Raw genomic sequence first — 15,565 nt, 5'->3', positions numbered from 1 at the left:
CAGCTCCCCTGCGCCTGCTAACGCTTGATATTCGTGGTCTCCTGCAGCATCTCGTCGACGGTCTGGATCACCTTCGCATTCGAGGAATAGGCGCGCTGGGTCTGGATCAGGTTGGTCAGCTCGCCCGCCACATCGGTGGTCGAGCCTTCACGGGTGAAGCCAAGCACCTCGCCGGTCGGTCCGTCACCCGCATCCCACAGGAAGAACGAGCCCGATTGCGGCGAGACCTGATAGGTCTGGTTGGAATGCGAGATCAGCCCGTTCGGATTGGGCACATCCACCAGCGGCACCTGATAGATGGTGCGGGTGAAGCCGGTATCGTAGGTGGCGGTGATATAGCCGTTCACGTCGATCTCGACCGAGGTCAGGTTGCCCACGGGCGAGCCATCCTTGGTGATCGAGACCGGGGCGAAACTGTCGGACAATTGCGTCAGCCCGCTCGGATCGCCGATCGTGCCGATGGTCACGTCCAGCGGGCCGCCCGCCACTGTCAGGCCCAGCGTGCCGGTGGCCGGGTCATAGGCCCCGCCCGACACCACGGAGACCGAGACGAGCGTGCCGCCATTGGCCCGGCTGTCATCGAACACCAGGGTATATTCGCCGATGATCGCGCCGCTGGAGGCGCTGTCGGTGATCGTCATCGTCCAGGTATTGGTGGCCGGATCGCCGGAGGCGGCGGGCAGGCTCGGCGTAAAGGTCACGTCGAGGCTCTCGGACGTGCCGAGATTGCCGAAATATTCGATCGAGAGCGGTTGCGGATCGCCCGGCGCGCCGAATTCGGTATCGGTCGCCGGCAGGTTCACCCCGAGATTCATCCGCGTCGTCGGATCGCCCGATTGCTGGTTCACCTGCACCCGCACCGGCTGCAGCGCCGTCACCGTGTCGCGCGGATAGGTGCCCACATTGCCATCGGCATCGGCGGGCCAGCCCATGAGGACAAGCCCGGTTTCGGTTTTCAGTATCCCTTCGGCATCGGTGCGGAACGATCCGGTGGTCGTCACCAGCATGGGCCGGTCCTCGCCGGCATATTGCAGATAGGCCTCCTGCGTGACCGGCAGCATCCCCCGGCCCGAGATCGCGATATCGAGCGGATTGGAGGTCGAGATCAGCGGCCCGTTCTCGTCGATCAGGCGCTGCGTTGTCGCCCGCACCCCACCCGCCGAATAGGTGCCGGACCCGGAGATGCCGCCGATGACGAGGGATTCGAAATCCGCCGTGGCGCGCTTGTAGCCATAGGTCGAGGAATTCGCGATATTGTCCGAGATCGTCGCCAGCCGCGTGGCATTTGCATTCAGCCCGGCGACGCCGGCGCTCAGCGAAGAGGAAATCGTCATGGTGCGCCTTTCTGCTGCAGCACGTTCGCTCCCTCGATAGACCGGCCCCCCTTAACACCGCCCTAACAGCTAAAATCCTTCGCGTTTCGTCAGCGGTGGGCGCGCAGCAGGATCAGCTCGATCCGGTTATTGCGCGCGGCCATCGGGTTGCTGAGGGCGGGCCTGCGGTCGGCATGGCCGGTCACCCGGCGCAGGCGCTCCGGCGGCACCTCCTGCGCCTCCAGAATCTCGCGCACCCGCCCGGCGCGCCCGGCCGACAGCGCCCAGGCGGTATTCTCGGCCCGCACCACCGGCTGCGCCGCCACATGGCCCTCGATGGCGATGCCGTTGGTCACCAGCCCGAACACCTGCGCCATCATCGCCAGCAGATCCTCCATCACCGGCTCCGGCGCACTGCTTTCACCGGTGAAGAGCGGCGCGCCCTCCAGATCGTGCAGCCCGATCACCAGCCCCTCATCGGTGAGTTCGGTCACGATATGGCGGCGGGCCAGATCGCTGACCATGCTTTCGCCCGACCGGCCCGAAAGCACCTCTTCGATCTCCTCCAGCGATGCCTGCTCGGCGGCGATGGCCGCCGGATCGCTGGCGCCATCGCCCTCGGCCTGGCCCGGCACCCCGCCATGGCCGGTATGGGCCAGCGTTTCGTCGGTAAACACGCTGTCGCCCCCGAAGGCGCCATTGCCGCCGCCCGAGGCGCGCATGACCGGGATCGTCGGACTGAAGTAATCCGCGATCCCCTTTCGCTGCTTTTCGGTCGTCGCGTTCAGCAGCCACATCAACATGAAGAAGGCCATCATCGCGGTTACGAAATCGGCATAGGCAACCTTCCAGGCGCCGCCGTGATGGCCGCCGCCCGTAACCTTTTTGACCTTCTTGATGACGATGGGCGCATTGCTCTGCGCACTCATCCCACCACCTCTTATTTCACCCGGGATCAGGTGTAGGGCACAGGGGGTAAAGGCGCGCTTAACAGGTGCAATTGGAAGCACTTCTCCGCCACCCGCCCAAATCCGATCACGAATTGGTGAAATGTGCTATCGTGGTCCCGTCTTCCCTTTGAAGACGCGCGAAACAATGGCCCCGAAGGGGCGGGAAGGGAGGGTATCATGAACGGTATTGCGTTTTGGTTTGTAGCGGTGGCTGCGCTCTGCGTCACCATCGGCATGGGCTGGGGCATCCAGATGTCGGCCTCGGGCAATCACCTGCTGGCAGGCGCCCATGCGCATCTGAACCTGGTCGGTTGGGCAACGATGGGCCTGTTCGGCCTCTATTACCACGCGGTGCCGGCAGCGGCGGCGCGGTCGCTCGCAAAGGTGCATTTCATCGTCGCATTGGCGGGCGTTGTGCTGATGGTGCCGGGGATCGCCCTGGCGATCACCGAAAGGGGCGAGATGCTGGCCGTCACCGGCTCGCTGCTCACCTTCGCCTCGATGCTGATTTTCCTGTTCACGGTCGCGACGAACCGCACCGCGTGAAGGCACGCGCCCGCCGGGCCTTCCGGCGGGCGCATCCGTTACAACAGATTGTCGAGCCCGCGCACAAGCCCGGTGATCTCCATCACCCTGCGCGCGGCCAGCAAGGTGCCGTCATTGTAGATCGTCGGATCCTTCCCGGCATCGTGGGTGATCGTCAGCCGCGAATTGCCATGCGCGAAGGTGCTGGTGACCGTGGCCGAATAGCTCGGCAGCCGCAGCGAATGCACCTGCACCCCGTTCACCGCACCGCCGCGCAACCCCGGCTCGCCCTTCACGCTCGCCGGGTCCACCTCGAAGGCCGGCTGCTTCACATTGCCCATCCGCTCGGCCAGCTCGCGGGCAGTGCCGGTGGGGGCGTCGGTCTTGCCCGGCTTGGCGTAGTCGATCACCTCGAACCAGTCGAGATACGCGGCCGCCATCAGGCTGAAGCGCGTCATCAGCGCCGCGGTCAGCGCGAAATTGCCCGAGGCCACCACGCCAACCCCCGCCGCCCGCGCCGCCGCGTCGATCTTTGCGTATTCGGCGGCGGTGAGCCCGGAAGTGCCGACGACCACGCGCCGCCCGGCCCCGATCGCCGCCATCGTGTGGCCCAGGATCGTCTCCGTCGCGGTATAGTCGATCAGCACGTCAAAGGCCGGCCCTGCCAGCGCCTCGTCCACCGAGCCGAAACAGGGCGCCCCCAGCACCTCGCCCCCGGCGCTCCTGCGCGACACGCAGGACACCAGCGCCATATCCGCCGCCCCGGCCACCGCGGCGGCAATCGCACCCCCCGTCCAGCCGGTCGCCCCGGCCATGCAGATCTTCAGCATTTCAACCTCTCCTTGACTTCGTTGCACTCGCAACGATACCCTTCGCCTGCGACAGGATGTAGCACCACCAGCGAGGGAAACGCCATGACCCGCAAGATAACGCGCGCCGCGAGCGCCGGGATCGCGCCCGGTTACATGCCCGGATTCGGCAACGATTTCGAGACCGAGGCGCTGCCCGAAGCGCTTCCGCGCGGCCAGAACAGCCCGCAGAAATGCAATTACGGCCTCTATGCCGAGCAGCTTTCAGGCACCGCATTCACCGCACCGCGCGGCCAGAACGAGCGCACGTGGTGCTACCGCATCCGCCCCTCGGTGAAGCATACCGGGCGGTTTACGAAGATCGACATGCCCTGGTGGAAATCGGCCCCGAACGTGGACCCCGACGTCATCAGCCTCGGCCAGTACCGCTGGGATCCGGTGCCCCATACCGACGAGCCGCTCACCTTCGTCACCGGGATGCGCACCATGACCACGGCGGGCGACGTGAACACGCAAGTGGGCATGGCCACCCATATCTACCTCGCCAATACGACGATGGAAGACGATTACTTCTATTCCGCCGACAGCGAGTTGCTCGTCGTGCCGCAGGAAGGGCTGCTGCGCTTTCACACCGAGCTTGGCACAATCGACCTCGCCCCGAAGGAGATCGCCATCCTGCCCCGCGGCATGGTCTACCGGGTGGAGGTGGTCGAAGGCCCGGCCCGCGGCTTCGTCTGCGAGAATTACGGCCAGAAATTCGATCTGCCCTCGCGCGGCCCGATCGGCGCCAATTGCATGGCCAACCCGCGCGATTTCCTCACCCCCGTGGCCGCCTTCGAAGACCGTGAAGTGCCCTCCACCGTCACCGTCAAATGGTGCGGCCAGTTCCACCGCACAAAGATCGGCCATTCGCCGCTCGACGTGGTGGCGTGGCACGGCAATTACGCCCCGGTGAAATACGATCTCACCACCTATTCCCCGGTCGGCGCGATCCTGTTCGACCACCCCGATCCCTCGATCTTCACCGTCCTCACCGCCCCTTCCGGGCAGGAAGGCACCGCGAATATCGACTTCGTGCTGTTCCGCGAACGCTGGATGGTGGCCGAGCACAGCTTCCGCCCGCCCTGGTATCACAAGAACATCATGTCCGAGCTGATGGGCAACATCTATGGCCAGTACGATGCCAAGCCGCAGGGCTTCGTCCCCGGCGGCATTTCCCTGCACAACATGATGCTGCCGCACGGGCCGGACGAGCCAGCCTTCGAAGGTGCCTCGAACGAAGAGCTGAAACCGCATAAGCTCGACAATACGATGTCCTTCATGTTCGAGACCCGCTTCCCGCAGCACCTCACCGCTTTCGCCGCAAACGAGGCGCCGTTGCAGGACGATTACATCGACTGCTGGGACGGGCTGGAAAAGAAATTCGACGGAACGCCGGGGGTGAAATGATGCTCAAACGCAGTTGGATCGAAAGCGCGAACAGCGCCCAAACCCCGTTTCCGCTCAACAACCTGCCCTATGGCGTCTTCTCGGTCGACGAGGGCGATCTGCGCTGCGGCGTCGCCATCGGCGACCGGATCGTCGATGCCACCGGGCTGGAAGCGGCGGGCCTGTTGCGCCCCGATCCCCATGCCGATGTGCTCGACGCCCCGTATTGGAACGACTTCATGGAACTCGGCCCCGATGCCTGGGCCGCCTACCGCGAGGCGCTCACCGGGATGCTGGCCGAAAATGCCGACGACGCGGCGCAGGACGCGATCCTGACCTATTCGGTGAAGCTGGCCGAGGCCGAGCTGCACCTGCCGTTCAAGGTCTCGGAATATACCGATTTCTACGCCGGCAAAAACCATGCCTTCAATGTCGGCACCATGTTCCGCGGCCCGGAGAACGCGCTGCCGCCGAACTGGCTCTCGATCCCCATCGGCTATAATGGCCGCGCCTCCTCGGTCATCGTCTCCGGTGCGCCGGTGCGCCGTCCCTGGGGCCAGCTCAAGGCCCCGGATGCCGATCTGCCGGTCTTCGCCCCCTGCAAGCGCTTCGATCTCGAACTGGAAATGGGCGCGATTGTCGGCCAGCCCTCGTCCGCGCCGGTCACGGTGGCCGAAGCCGACGCGATGATCTTCGGCTATGTCCTGCTCAACGACTGGTCGGCGCGCGATATCCAGGCCTGGGAATACCAGCCGCTCGGCCCCTTTCAGGCCAAGGCCACCGCCACCACGATCAGCCCGTGGATCGTCACCAAAGCCGCGCTTGAGCCGTTCCGCACCCCGACCCCGGAGCGCGAGCGCCCGCTGCCCGACTATCTCCAGGAACCGGGGCCGATGCTCTACGATATCGACCTCTCGGTCACCCTCGCGCCCGATGGCAAGAAAGCCACCACCATCACCCGCACCAATTACCGCGAAATGTATTACTCGGCGGCGCAGCAGCTTGCCCACCACACCACCAGCGGCTGCCCGATGAATGTGGGCGATCTGCTGGGCTCCGGCACGATCTCGGGCACCGGGAAATACACGCGCGGCTCGCTGCTGGAACTGAGCTGGGGCGGCAAGGAGCCGCTGACCCTCGACAGCGGCGAGCTCCGTTCCTTCCTCGAAGACGGCGACACGCTCACCCTGCACGGCGCGGCCAGGGGCGACGGCTACCAGATCGGCTTCGGCGAATGCACCGGCACCTTGCTGCCGGCCCTCGAAGACCCTTACGCGCGATGATCCTTCATCTTGCCAGAAATATCCCGGGGGTCCGGGGGCTGGCCCCCGGCCCGGACCTATCCGCCGGCCTGCCAGGTCAGAATCGCATCCGACGGCCAGAGCAGCATGATCACGTTCAGCGCCAGCCCGTCGCGGATCAGCGCCGTGGTCAGCAGCTCGAAGCCCACCACGATGGCGATGCTGGCCCAGATCGGCAGCCGGCGCGCCAGCCAGAAGCCCAGCAGCATCGCCGCGATATCCGCCGTGGAATTCACCACGCTGTCGCCGATATAGTCGGACGAGACCGTGGTGTTGCGGTAGCGCTCGATCACGGCGTTGGTGTTCTCCAGCACCTCCCAGCCCGCCTCGACCAGCGTCGCCAGCGCCAGACGCCAGCCGAGCGACAGGCGCCGCGCCACCAGCCAGAGCGCGGCATAGAACAGGATGCCGTGGATCACATGGCTTGGCGTGTACCAGTCGGTGAGATGCATGTTGCTCTCCGGCGTGCCAAGCCCGCCATACCACCACCAGACATGCCCGCTTGCGCTGATCACCGCCCGGCCCATGAGCCAGAGTAAGGCCCCGCTTGCCAGCGAGATCATGAACGTGACCCAATAGGGCAAAGACCGAACCGAATTCATGCGCCGAGGGAATCACGCCGGCGCTACACTGTCCAGAAAGGAAATCACATGGCCAAGGCATTCGCGTCGCAGGGCGACATGACGGAAAAAAAGATCAGCTTCACCGAGATCGGCAAGGGGCTCTATGCCTTCACCGCCGAGGGCGATCCGAACTCGGGCGTGATCGTCGGCGATGACAGCGTGATGATCGTCGAGGCGCAGGCCACGCCCCGGCTTGCGAACAAGGTGATCGAGAAGGTGCGCGAGGTGACCGACAAGCCGATCACCCATGTCGTGCTCACCCATTACCACGCGGTGCGGGTGCTCGGCGCTTCCGCCTTCGGGGCAGATCAGATCATCATGTCCGACAAGACCCGCGGCATGGTGGTGGAACGCGGGCAGGAGGACTGGGACAGCGAATTCCAGCGCTTCCCGCGCCTGTTCGAAGGCCACGAGTCGATCCCCGGCCTGACCTGGCCGACCACCACCTTCACCGACAGGATGACCGTTTATCTCGGCAACCGCCGGGTCGATCTCATGCATCTCGGCCGCGCCCATACGGCGGGCGATATCGTCATCCACGTGCCGGACGAAAACGTGATGTTCACCGGCGATATCGTCGAGTACCACTCCGCCTGCTATTGCGGCGACGGGCATTTCGGCGACTGGGGCAACACGCTGGAAGCCATCCGCGCCTTCGACCCCGCCGCCATCGCGCCGGGCCGGGGCGATGCGCTGATGGGCCGCGAAATGGTGAACAAGGCCATCGACCTCACCCGGGATTTCCTCGAAAGCACCTACCGCCCCGCCCAGCGCGTCGCCGCGCGCGGCGGCACGCTGAAGGAAGCCTGGGACGCGATCCGCGCCGAATGCGACCCGAAATTCGCCGATTACGCGATCTACGAGCATTACCTGCCCTTCAACGCCGCCCGCGCCTTCGACGAGGCCCGCGGCATCGACACCCCGCGAATCTGGACCGCCCAGCGCGATATCGAGATGTGGGAGGCGCTGCAAAGCTGATCCGCCCCGTGCTGACTCAGATCAACGCCAGTCCGCCCAACCCGTGAGACGATACCCCGTCCAGCCCGGAGAAGCCCGATGAGCAAGATCTTCGAAGTCCCGCTTTATCCCTACGAACGCTCCACCGACCAGGACGCGCTCGGAGCCGTCCGCCACAAGGTCGTGGTGATCGGCGCGGGTCCCATCGGCCTCGGCATCGCCATCGACCTCGCCCAGCAGGACGTGCCGGTGGTCGTGCTCGACGATAACGACACGGTCAGCTTCGGCTCCCGCGCGGTGTGCTACGCCAAACGCCCGCTGGAAATCCTCGACCGTCTCGGCTGCGGCGCGCAGATGGTGGCAAAGGGCGTCGAGTGGAATCTCGGCAAGGTGTTCTTCGACGAGCACAAGGTCTACGAGTTCAACCTGCTGCCCGAAGACGGCCACCAGCGGCCCGCCTTCATCAACCTGCAGCAATATTACCTCGAAGATTACCTTGTCCGGCGCCTGCACGCGCTCCAGGCCGAGGGCAAACGGATCGAGATCCGCGGCGGCAACAAGGTCTCGGCGGTGGGCAACCACGCCGACCACGCCCATCTGGAGATCGACACGCCCGAAGGCCCCTATGAGCTTGAAGCCGACTGGCTGATCGCCTGCGACGGCGCCAATTCCCCCACCCGCCGGATGCTGGGCCTCGATTTCGTCGGTCAGGTGTTCGAAGACAATTTCCTGATCGCCGATGTGGTGATGGAAGCCGATTTTCCCACCGAGCGCTGGTTCTGGTTCGACCCGCCCTTCAACCGGGGCCAGTCCGCGCTGCTGCACAAGCAGCCCGACAATGTCTGGCGGATCGACTTTCAGATCGGCTGGGATATCGACCGCGAGCAAGAGCTGAAACCCGAGAATATCGACAAACGCCTGCGCGCGATGCTGGGCAAGGATGTCGAATACGAGCTGGAATGGTCGTCGATCTACACCTTCCAGTGCCGCCGGATGGAAAAGTTCCACCAGGGCCGGGTCATCTTCGCCGGCGACAGCGCCCACCAGGTCTCGCCCTTCGGCGCGCGCGGCGCCAATTCCGGGCTTCAGGATACCGACAATCTCGCCTGGAAGCTGAAGCTGATCATCGACGGCAAGGCGCCCGCAAGCCTGCTCGACAGCTACGACGCCGAACGCATCCACGGCGCCGACGAGAATATCCTCAACTCCACCCGCGCGACCGATTTCATCACCCCGAAATCGCAGATGAGCCGCATCCTGCGCAATGCCGTGCTCGACCTTGCCGAGCATTACGAATTCGCCCGCCCGCTGGTGAATTCCGGCCGCCTCTCGGTGCCCTGCACCTATGACGGTTCGCCGCTCAATACGCCCGATGCGCTCGATGGCGGTCCCGCCCGCACCCGGCCCGGCAGCCCCTGCCCCGATGCCCCGCTTGAGGGCGGCTTCCTGCTGCCGCAACTCGGCGGCCGGTTCACCCTGCTCACCTTCAACGCCGATGCGCCGGAAGCGGTGGAAGAGGGCGGCATCACCGCCACCCGCCTCGCGCTCGCCACCGGCCCCGGCGATGCGCTGGCCGAGCGCTATCTGGGCCGCGCCGAAGCGGCAATCTACCTGATCCGCCCCGACCAGCACGTCGCCGCCCGCTTCCCCGAATATAACGAAGAACAGATCCGCTTCGCGATCCGCCGCGCCACGGGCAAGGAGTAACCCCCATGAGCGAGCTGACCCTGACCCCGAATATCGACGGCGCCGACGATTTCTACGCCGAGCTGATCGAGGCCCATGACGGGCTGACCAAAGACGAAAGCGATGCGCTGAACGCCCGTCTCCTGCTCACCCTCGCCAACCATATCGGCGACCGCGAGGTATTGGCGCAGGCGATCCGCGCCGCCAGGCAAGCAGGCTGACCGGCTGACACGAAAAACCCCGCCCGGAGGACCGGGCGGGGTGTCTCACATGCAGCGATACCGCCCTCAGGCGTTCGGGTCTTTCATCGTCCGCAGATAGGGGAAGATCTCTTTCACGTCGCCGTATTTCGCGCGTGCATCCTCGGTCGACATCGACGGCGCCACGATCACATCGGCGCCCGGCGTCCAGTTGGCGGGGGTACGCACCACCGAGCCGTCGGTCGCCATCACCGCATCGAGCGCACGCAGCACTTCGGCAAAGTTGCGGCCCACCGACATCGGATAGGTCATGCTCAGGCGCAGCTTCTTGTCCGGGCCGAAGATGAAGACGACCCGCACGGTCTGGCTGTCTTCGGCGGTCTTGCCTTCCGGCAGGTAGGCATCGGCCGGCAGCATGTCGAGCGCCTTCGACACCACAAGATCGGTATCGGCGATGATCGGGAAGGTCGCCGGCGCATTGGCGAAGGTCGAAATGTCGTTCTTCCATTTCACGTGCTCATCGACGCTGTCGACCGACAGGCCGATCACCTTCACGCCGCGCTTTTCCCATTCGTCGGCAAGCTGGGCGACGGCGCCAAACTCGGTGGTGCAGATCGGGGTAAAGTCCGCCGGGTGCGAGAACAGCACGGTGTAGCTGTCGCCGATGAAGTCGTGCAGGTCGAAGTCGCCCTGGTCGGTTTTCAGGTGAATGTTCGGAACGGTGTCGTTGATGCGAAGGCTCATAATCGTCTCCAGTCAGGGGTGTTTTCGTTGTACCTTAGAAAATTTCTAAGACACTGAAATCAACCCCCTGCGACATTTTTTCAGGCCACGTTCCCGCGAGCGCGGAGATTTGATCAAATTAAGCCCCTACCGGCTTGCGATGCCCGGCCCCCGGTGACAGAGTGCCGCGCAAATCCGACTGGGAGTGAGACATGATCGAGAAACGCGACTTCTACATCAACGGCGCATGGGTCACCCCCGAAACGCCCCGCGATCACCCGGTGATCGACCCCTCCACCGAAGAGCAGGTGGCCGTGATCTCGCTCGCCGGCGAAGCCGATGTGAACAAGGCCGTCGCCGCCGCCAGGGCCGCCTTTCCCGCCTGGATGGCCACGCCCCCCGCAGAGCGCATCGCGCTGGTGGAAAAGCTGCTCGCGATCTATCTCGAACGCTCCGAGGAGATGGCCCAGGCGATGACACTGGCCATGGGCGCACCCATCGACATGAGCCGCGCCAACCAGGTCGGCGCGGGCACGTTCCACATCAAGGAATTCATCGCCGCGGCGAAAGATTTCGAATTCATCCGCCCGCTCTCGGAGCGCGCCCCGAATGACCGGATCGTCTACGAGCCGGTGGGCGTCGCCGGGCTGATCACACCATGGAACTGGCCGATGAACCAGATCACGCTCAAGGTGGTCGCCGCCGCCGTCGCAGGCTGCACCATGGTGCTGAAACCCTCGGAAGAAAGCCCGCTCGATGCGATTCTGTTCGCCGAATTCATGCACGAGGCCGGCTTCCCGCCGGGAGTGTTCAACCTCGTCAACGGCGACGGGATGACCGCCGGCACCGCCCTCACCGGCCACCCCGACGTGGATATGGTCAGCTTCACCGGCTCCACCCGCGCCGGCATCGCCATCTCGAAAAACGCCGCCGACACGCTGAAGCGCGTGCATCTCGAACTGGGCGGCAAGGGGGCCAACATCCTCTTCGCCGATGCCGACGAAAAGGCGGTGAAGCGCGGCGTCATCCACATGATGCAGAATACCGGCCAGAGCTGCAACGCGCCGAGCCGGATGCTGGTGCAGCGCGACATCTACGACAGCGCCGTGGCAGAAGCCGCCAATGTGGCCAATGCCATCGCCGTGGGCAACCCGCACGAGGAAGGCCGCCATATCGGCCCGGTGGTCAACGCCACCCAATGGGGCAAGATCCAGGATCTGATCCAGAAAGGCATCGACGAAGGCGCGCGGCTGGTGGCCGGCGGCACCGGCCTGCCCGACGGGTTCAACCGGGGCTATTACGTCAAGCCCACGGTCTTTGCCGATGTGACCAACCAGATGACCATCGCGCGCGAGGAAATCTTCGGCCCGGTGCTCTCGATCATCCCCTTCGATACCGAAGAAGAGGCGATCGGGATCGCCAACGATACCGTCTACGGCCTGACCAATTATGTGCAAACACAGGACGGAGCCCGCGCCAACCGCGTGGCGCTGAAGGTCCGCTCCGGCATGGTCGAAATGAACGGCCAGTCGCGCAGCTTCGGCTCCCCCTTCGGCGGCATGAAGCAATCGGGCAATGGCCGCGAAGGCGGGGTGTTCGGCATCGAGGATTTCCTCGAAGTGAAAGCGATCGGCGGCTGGGCAAACGACTGAATTTCACCCCGGCACACCGATCGGGCGCAAGGCCAGGTTACCGGCGTATCTCCATGAGGTACTTGAAGAACAGAGAAGCGGATTTGCCTTCTTCGTTCCTCAAATACCTTCGGGGGGTCCGGGGGGCAGACAGCCCCCCGGCGACCGAACAGGATCGCCACGCCGGCAAGATAGTTAGCGCTATCATATGAAATATCAATGATATAACAACCTGTGCGACCTCGCCCAGCCTCAGAACGGGCATTTCGCCGAGAAGGTCATCCCCTTGCCCCCATCCGGGTGGCGCACCCGCAGGCTCTCGGCGTGCAGCATGAGTCGAGGATAATCCCGCGCCGCCCCCTCGGCATAGAACGGATCGCCCAGAATCGGATGGCCGATCTCCTTCATATGCACCCGAAGCTGATGGCTGCGCCCGGTATGCGGATAGAGCCGCACCCGCGTGGTCCCGTCCTCATACCGCACCACCCGCCAATCCGTCACCGCCGGCTTGCCGGTCTCGTGGTTGACGTGCTGGAGCGGGCGGTTCGGCCAGTCGACGATCAGCGGCAGGTCCACCGTTCCGGTTTTCTCCGCCACATGGCCCCAGACCCGCGCGACATAGACCTTCTTGGTCTGCCGCTTCTCGAATTGCAGCCCGAGATGCCGCTGGGCATGCGGCGTGAGGGCAAAGATCATGATGCCCGAGGTATCGCGGTCGAGCCGGTGCACCAGCAGCGCCTCGGGAAAGGCCTCCTGCACCCGCGCGAGCAGGCAATCGGCCAGATGCTCCCCCTTGCCCGGCACGCTGAGCAGGCCGGAGGGTTTGTCGAGCACCAGAAGCTCGTGATCGTGATACACGATCTTCAAAGGGTCGGTGGGCGGGTTGTAATCGTCGCTGCTCATCGCCCGCGTTTCGCAGATGCGGCAGCCTCAGTCCAGCAGGAGCCGCAAGGCGAGCGCGCCGAAAACGATGGCGGCGACGCGATCGAGCCAGCCCGCCGCCCGGCCCAGTGCCTGCCCCGCCACGCCTGCCAGAACGCCGTAACCTGCCGTGATGAAGAAGCCGGTGGTGGAGAACAATCCGCCCAGAAGCAGGATCTGCGCCCAGACCGGCCCCGCCTCGGGCCGGGTGAATTGCGGCAGGAAGGCGAGTACGAACAGCGCCACCTTCGGGTTCAGCGCATTGGTGACGAAGCCGCGCCGGATCGCCCGCCCGAGCCGCGCCACGCCCTGCGCCTCGTCCGGCGGCCCGGCGCGCCAGCTCTTCACCGCGAGGAAGAGCAGATAGGCCGCCCCGGCATAGCGCACCACGTCATAGGCGAGCGGGTTGGCCTGCAGGATCACCGCCAGCCCGGCCGCCGCCAGAACACTGTGCATGAGCCCGCCCAGCGCCACGCCGAACGCCGCCGCAACGCCCACACGCGGCCCGCCCGACATGCCGGAGGCGGAGGCGAACATCACATCCGCCCCCGGCGTGAGGTTCAGCAGCACCCCCGCGCCGAGAAAGCTCGCCACGGTCAGCCAGTCGAGGCCGAGAAGCATCATTCCTCTTCCTGCTGTGGCTCGCTCGCGGGGATATCGTAATAATCGCCCTTGCTCTCCACGAAGATATGGCGGGCCAGGTGCATCCCCGTCGGACCATCCACCGCGCCGAGCGCGAAATCCATGTTGCCCGAACCGATCCCCTGCCAGAACAGCGACGAGCCGCAGCGCGGGCAGAAGCCGCGCCTTGCCTTCTCGCTGGCATGATACCAGCGCACCGGGCCGGCAATCTCGATCTCGTCTTCCGCAACGATCGCCGCCGCCCAGATATGGCCCGACATCTTTCGGCACTGGCTACAATGGCAGGCCGCCGGATCATGCGGCGTGCCGGTGACCGTGAAGGTCACGTCGCCGCACAGGCAGGATCCTTTCAGCATCGCCCAAACACCTCCTCCAGCATCGCGCCGAGCGCCTCGGCATCCTCGTCAGTAAAGGCGGCAGGACGGTCGCTGTCGATATCGAACACGCCGATCAGTGCGCCGGCGCCGTTCCAGACAGGCAACACCAGCTCCGACCGGGTGGACGCGGCGCAGGCGATATGGCCGGGAAATGCCTCGACATCGTCGACGCGCTGCACCTCGCCCGTGCGCGCCGCCGCGCCGCAGACGCCCCGCTCGAACGGAATATCGAGGCAGCCATGCCCGCCCTGATAGGGACCGATCTTGAGATGTCCGGGCGCGGTGACGCGATAGAACCCGGTCCAGTCGAACCGGGCGTCGAAATGGTGCACCTCGCAGGCCACCGTGGCCATCAGCGCGACGATATCGGTCTCACCGGCCACCAGCGCTCCGATCCGGCTGCGCAATTCCGCGTAATCCATGCTCTGTCCTTCACCAAACCCGGCCGACGCTTACCGAATGGTAAGGATCGCCCGCTAGCTTCAGTCATAACGAGCCTGCCGGAAAGGAGAAAGGCAATGGATCTGACCAGCAAGGATTTCGGCGCCCTGCGTGTGATCACCGTCGGCGACGCACGCATTGATGCCGCCGTCGCCATCCGGTTCAAGGACATGATGCGTGGCCTGACCGAAGGCGGGCCGAAGCGCGTGGTGCTCGATCTGGCGGCGGTCGGTTTTCTTGACAGTTCGGGCCTTGGCGCCGTCGTGGCGGCGATGAAACAGCTCGGGCCGGACCGCAGCCTTGAGCTCGCCGGGCTCACGCCGATGGTGGAGAAAGTGTTCCGGCTGACCCGGATGGATACGGTGTTCACGATCCACCCGGATGTGGCTGCTGCCACCGGCAGGCTGGCGGATGCTGGATAGATCCTTCACCTTTATGGGGCGCGCACGCGATCACCGGCGGGCCGCGATATCGCCGGACGGGCAGAGGATCCGCCTCGTCTGCGCGGGGGATGACACCTCGGTGCGGCGCATATTGCACCTTGCGGTGAGCGCGCTCCGCCGGATGGGCATCGCGCCGCAGGCATGCGGCAACGCCGAGATCGTGCTCGCCGAAGTGCTCAACAACGTGGTGGAACATGCCTATGCCGATCATGGCCGCGGTGTGATCGAGATCGAGATCGAGCGGCGGCGTGACGTTCTGGATGTTCATGTCCGCGACGATGGCAGGCCGATGCCAAGGGGCGAAATCCCCCTTGGCCGGCCACACGATCTGGACGTGCCGCCCCACGCCCTGCCCGAAGGCGGGTTTGGCTGGTTGCTGGTGCGCGAGCTGACCGAAACGTTGGAATACCACCGCTCCGCCAACCGCAACGAGCTTCACTTCTGCCTGGCGCTGACGGCGACAAACCGGATCAATTGATCCACAGCTTTCGGGGATTGCCCCAAAAAAACCCGATTGGTTCCCAATCGTGGACCGATTGCCGGAGAAGAGTGGCATTGTAGCTGCAAAAGCTTCCCTCGGTGCCACGTTAACAGC

Annotated in this window: 18 protein-coding genes; 9 read left to right on the top strand and 9 right to left on the bottom strand. The window is 65.0% G+C overall.

The genetic code is table 11. The features are described from left to right. Nucleotides 1–17 precede the first annotated feature (17 nt). Together QMG28_RS02715 and QMG28_RS02710 are read right to left on the bottom strand one after the other, a co-directional pair. Nucleotides 18–1,334: a flagellar hook protein FlgE gene (locus QMG28_RS02715; RefSeq protein WP_281840628.1), complete on the bottom strand. Its 1,317-nt coding sequence runs from the start codon at nucleotides 1,332–1,334 to the stop codon at nucleotides 18–20. A gap of 89 nt (nucleotides 1,335–1,423) precedes the next feature. Next, nucleotides 1,424–2,242, bottom strand: a complete 819-nt coding sequence (locus tag QMG28_RS02710) for a flagellar motor protein MotB (RefSeq protein ID WP_281840627.1) — start codon at nucleotides 2,240–2,242, stop codon at nucleotides 1,424–1,426. Between the two features lie 198 nt (nucleotides 2,243–2,440). On the opposite strand from QMG28_RS02710, the gene QMG28_RS02705 reads away from it, so the two are divergent. Further along, nucleotides 2,441–2,809, top strand: a complete 369-nt coding sequence (locus tag QMG28_RS02705; RefSeq protein ID WP_281840626.1) for a hypothetical protein — start codon at nucleotides 2,441–2,443, stop codon at nucleotides 2,807–2,809. A 38-nt stretch (nucleotides 2,810–2,847) separates the two neighbouring features. Here QMG28_RS02705 and dapB read toward each other — a convergent pair whose 3' ends face one another. Next, entirely contained in the window at nucleotides 2,848–3,618 is a 771-nt protein-coding gene (gene dapB / locus QMG28_RS02700) for a 4-hydroxy-tetrahydrodipicolinate reductase (protein ID WP_281840625.1), read from the bottom strand. An 84-nt stretch (nucleotides 3,619–3,702) separates the two neighbouring features. Between dapB and hmgA the strand changes: the two genes are divergently transcribed. Both hmgA and fahA read left to right on the top strand, forming a co-directional pair. After that, complete coding sequence (gene hmgA / locus QMG28_RS02695) at nucleotides 3,703–5,046, top strand: homogentisate 1,2-dioxygenase (protein ID WP_281840624.1); 1,344 nt, start codon at nucleotides 3,703–3,705, stop codon at nucleotides 5,044–5,046. Then, the gene (fahA, locus tag QMG28_RS02690) at nucleotides 5,043–6,308 is read left to right on the top strand and encodes a fumarylacetoacetase (RefSeq protein WP_281840623.1); all 1,266 of its coding nucleotides are present in this window, start codon (nucleotides 5,043–5,045) and stop codon (nucleotides 6,306–6,308) included. Before hmgA ends, fahA begins: the two co-directional genes overlap by 4 nt. A 56-nt stretch (nucleotides 6,309–6,364) precedes the next feature. On the opposite strand, the gene QMG28_RS02685 is transcribed toward fahA, so the two are convergent. After that, nucleotides 6,365–6,928 (bottom strand): DUF2585 family protein, encoded by a 564-nt coding sequence (locus QMG28_RS02685; RefSeq protein ID WP_281840622.1) that lies wholly within the window; start codon nucleotides 6,926–6,928, stop codon nucleotides 6,365–6,367. A gap of 48 nt (nucleotides 6,929–6,976) precedes the next feature. Between QMG28_RS02685 and QMG28_RS02680 the strand changes: the two genes are divergently transcribed. The 3 genes from QMG28_RS02680 to QMG28_RS02670 all read left to right on the top strand — a co-directional run bounded on the left by QMG28_RS02680 (nucleotide 6,977) and on the right by QMG28_RS02670 (nucleotide 9,813). Further along, entirely contained in the window at nucleotides 6,977–7,927 is a 951-nt protein-coding gene (locus QMG28_RS02680) for an MBL fold metallo-hydrolase (RefSeq protein ID WP_281840621.1), read from the top strand. 78 nt (nucleotides 7,928–8,005) lie between these two features. Beyond that, nucleotides 8,006–9,613, top strand: a complete 1,608-nt coding sequence (locus QMG28_RS02675) for an FAD-dependent oxidoreductase (protein WP_281840620.1) — start codon at nucleotides 8,006–8,008, stop codon at nucleotides 9,611–9,613. A gap of 5 nt (nucleotides 9,614–9,618) precedes the next feature. After that, entirely contained in the window at nucleotides 9,619–9,813 is a 195-nt protein-coding gene (locus QMG28_RS02670; RefSeq protein ID WP_281840619.1) for a DUF2783 domain-containing protein, read from the top strand. A 66-nt stretch (nucleotides 9,814–9,879) separates the two neighbouring features. Here QMG28_RS02670 and QMG28_RS02665 read toward each other — a convergent pair whose 3' ends face one another. Beyond that, nucleotides 9,880–10,536 carry a peroxiredoxin gene (locus tag QMG28_RS02665; protein WP_281840618.1) on the bottom strand — a complete coding sequence of 219 codons (657 nt, stop codon included), beginning with the start codon at nucleotides 10,534–10,536 and terminating at the stop codon, nucleotides 9,880–9,882. Nucleotides 10,537–10,727: 191 nt separating this feature from the next. Here QMG28_RS02665 and QMG28_RS02660 point away from each other — a divergent pair, with 191 nt between their 5' ends. Continuing rightward, on the top strand, nucleotides 10,728–12,167 hold the full coding sequence (locus QMG28_RS02660) for an aldehyde dehydrogenase family protein (RefSeq protein WP_281840617.1): 1,440 nt from the start codon (nucleotides 10,728–10,730) through the stop codon (nucleotides 12,165–12,167). Nucleotides 12,168–12,398: 231 nt separating this feature from the next. Here QMG28_RS02660 and QMG28_RS02655 read toward each other — a convergent pair whose 3' ends face one another. The 4 genes from QMG28_RS02655 to QMG28_RS02640 are packed head-to-tail and all read right to left on the bottom strand — an operon-like array spanning nucleotide 12,399 to nucleotide 14,508. Beyond that, nucleotides 12,399–13,049: an RluA family pseudouridine synthase gene (locus tag QMG28_RS02655; RefSeq protein WP_281840616.1), complete on the bottom strand. Its 651-nt coding sequence runs from the start codon at nucleotides 13,047–13,049 to the stop codon at nucleotides 12,399–12,401. A 27-nt stretch (nucleotides 13,050–13,076) separates the two neighbouring features. Next, nucleotides 13,077–13,691 carry a LysE family translocator gene (locus QMG28_RS02650; protein ID WP_281840615.1) on the bottom strand — a complete coding sequence of 205 codons (615 nt, stop codon included), beginning with the start codon at nucleotides 13,689–13,691 and terminating at the stop codon, nucleotides 13,077–13,079. Continuing rightward, on the bottom strand, nucleotides 13,688–14,065 hold the full coding sequence (locus QMG28_RS02645; protein WP_281840614.1) for a GFA family protein: 378 nt from the start codon (nucleotides 14,063–14,065) through the stop codon (nucleotides 13,688–13,690). The genes QMG28_RS02650 and QMG28_RS02645 overlap by 4 nt, the downstream gene beginning before the upstream one ends. Further along, nucleotides 14,059–14,508 carry a GAF domain-containing protein gene (locus QMG28_RS02640; protein WP_281840613.1) on the bottom strand — a complete coding sequence of 150 codons (450 nt, stop codon included), beginning with the start codon at nucleotides 14,506–14,508 and terminating at the stop codon, nucleotides 14,059–14,061. The genes QMG28_RS02645 and QMG28_RS02640 overlap by 7 nt, the downstream gene beginning before the upstream one ends. 96 nt (nucleotides 14,509–14,604) lie before the next feature. On the opposite strand from QMG28_RS02640, the gene QMG28_RS02635 reads away from it, so the two are divergent. Continuing rightward, nucleotides 14,605–14,949 (top strand): STAS domain-containing protein, encoded by a 345-nt coding sequence (locus QMG28_RS02635; protein ID WP_281840612.1) that lies wholly within the window; start codon nucleotides 14,605–14,607, stop codon nucleotides 14,947–14,949. Then, complete coding sequence (locus tag QMG28_RS02630) at nucleotides 14,909–15,448, top strand: ATP-binding protein (RefSeq protein ID WP_307726335.1); 540 nt, start codon at nucleotides 14,909–14,911, stop codon at nucleotides 15,446–15,448. The genes QMG28_RS02635 and QMG28_RS02630 overlap by 41 nt, the downstream gene beginning before the upstream one ends. Nucleotides 15,449–15,565 lie beyond the last annotated feature (117 nt).

The sequence above is a fragment of the Sinisalibacter aestuarii genome, assembly GCF_027923545.1.
In the GTDB taxonomy this organism is placed as follows: Bacteria; Pseudomonadota; Alphaproteobacteria; order Rhodobacterales; family Rhodobacteraceae; genus Sinisalibacter; species Sinisalibacter aestuarii.
The sequence above is the reverse complement of the archived record's forward strand: the minus strand, read 5'-3'. Positions and strand labels throughout refer to the sequence as shown.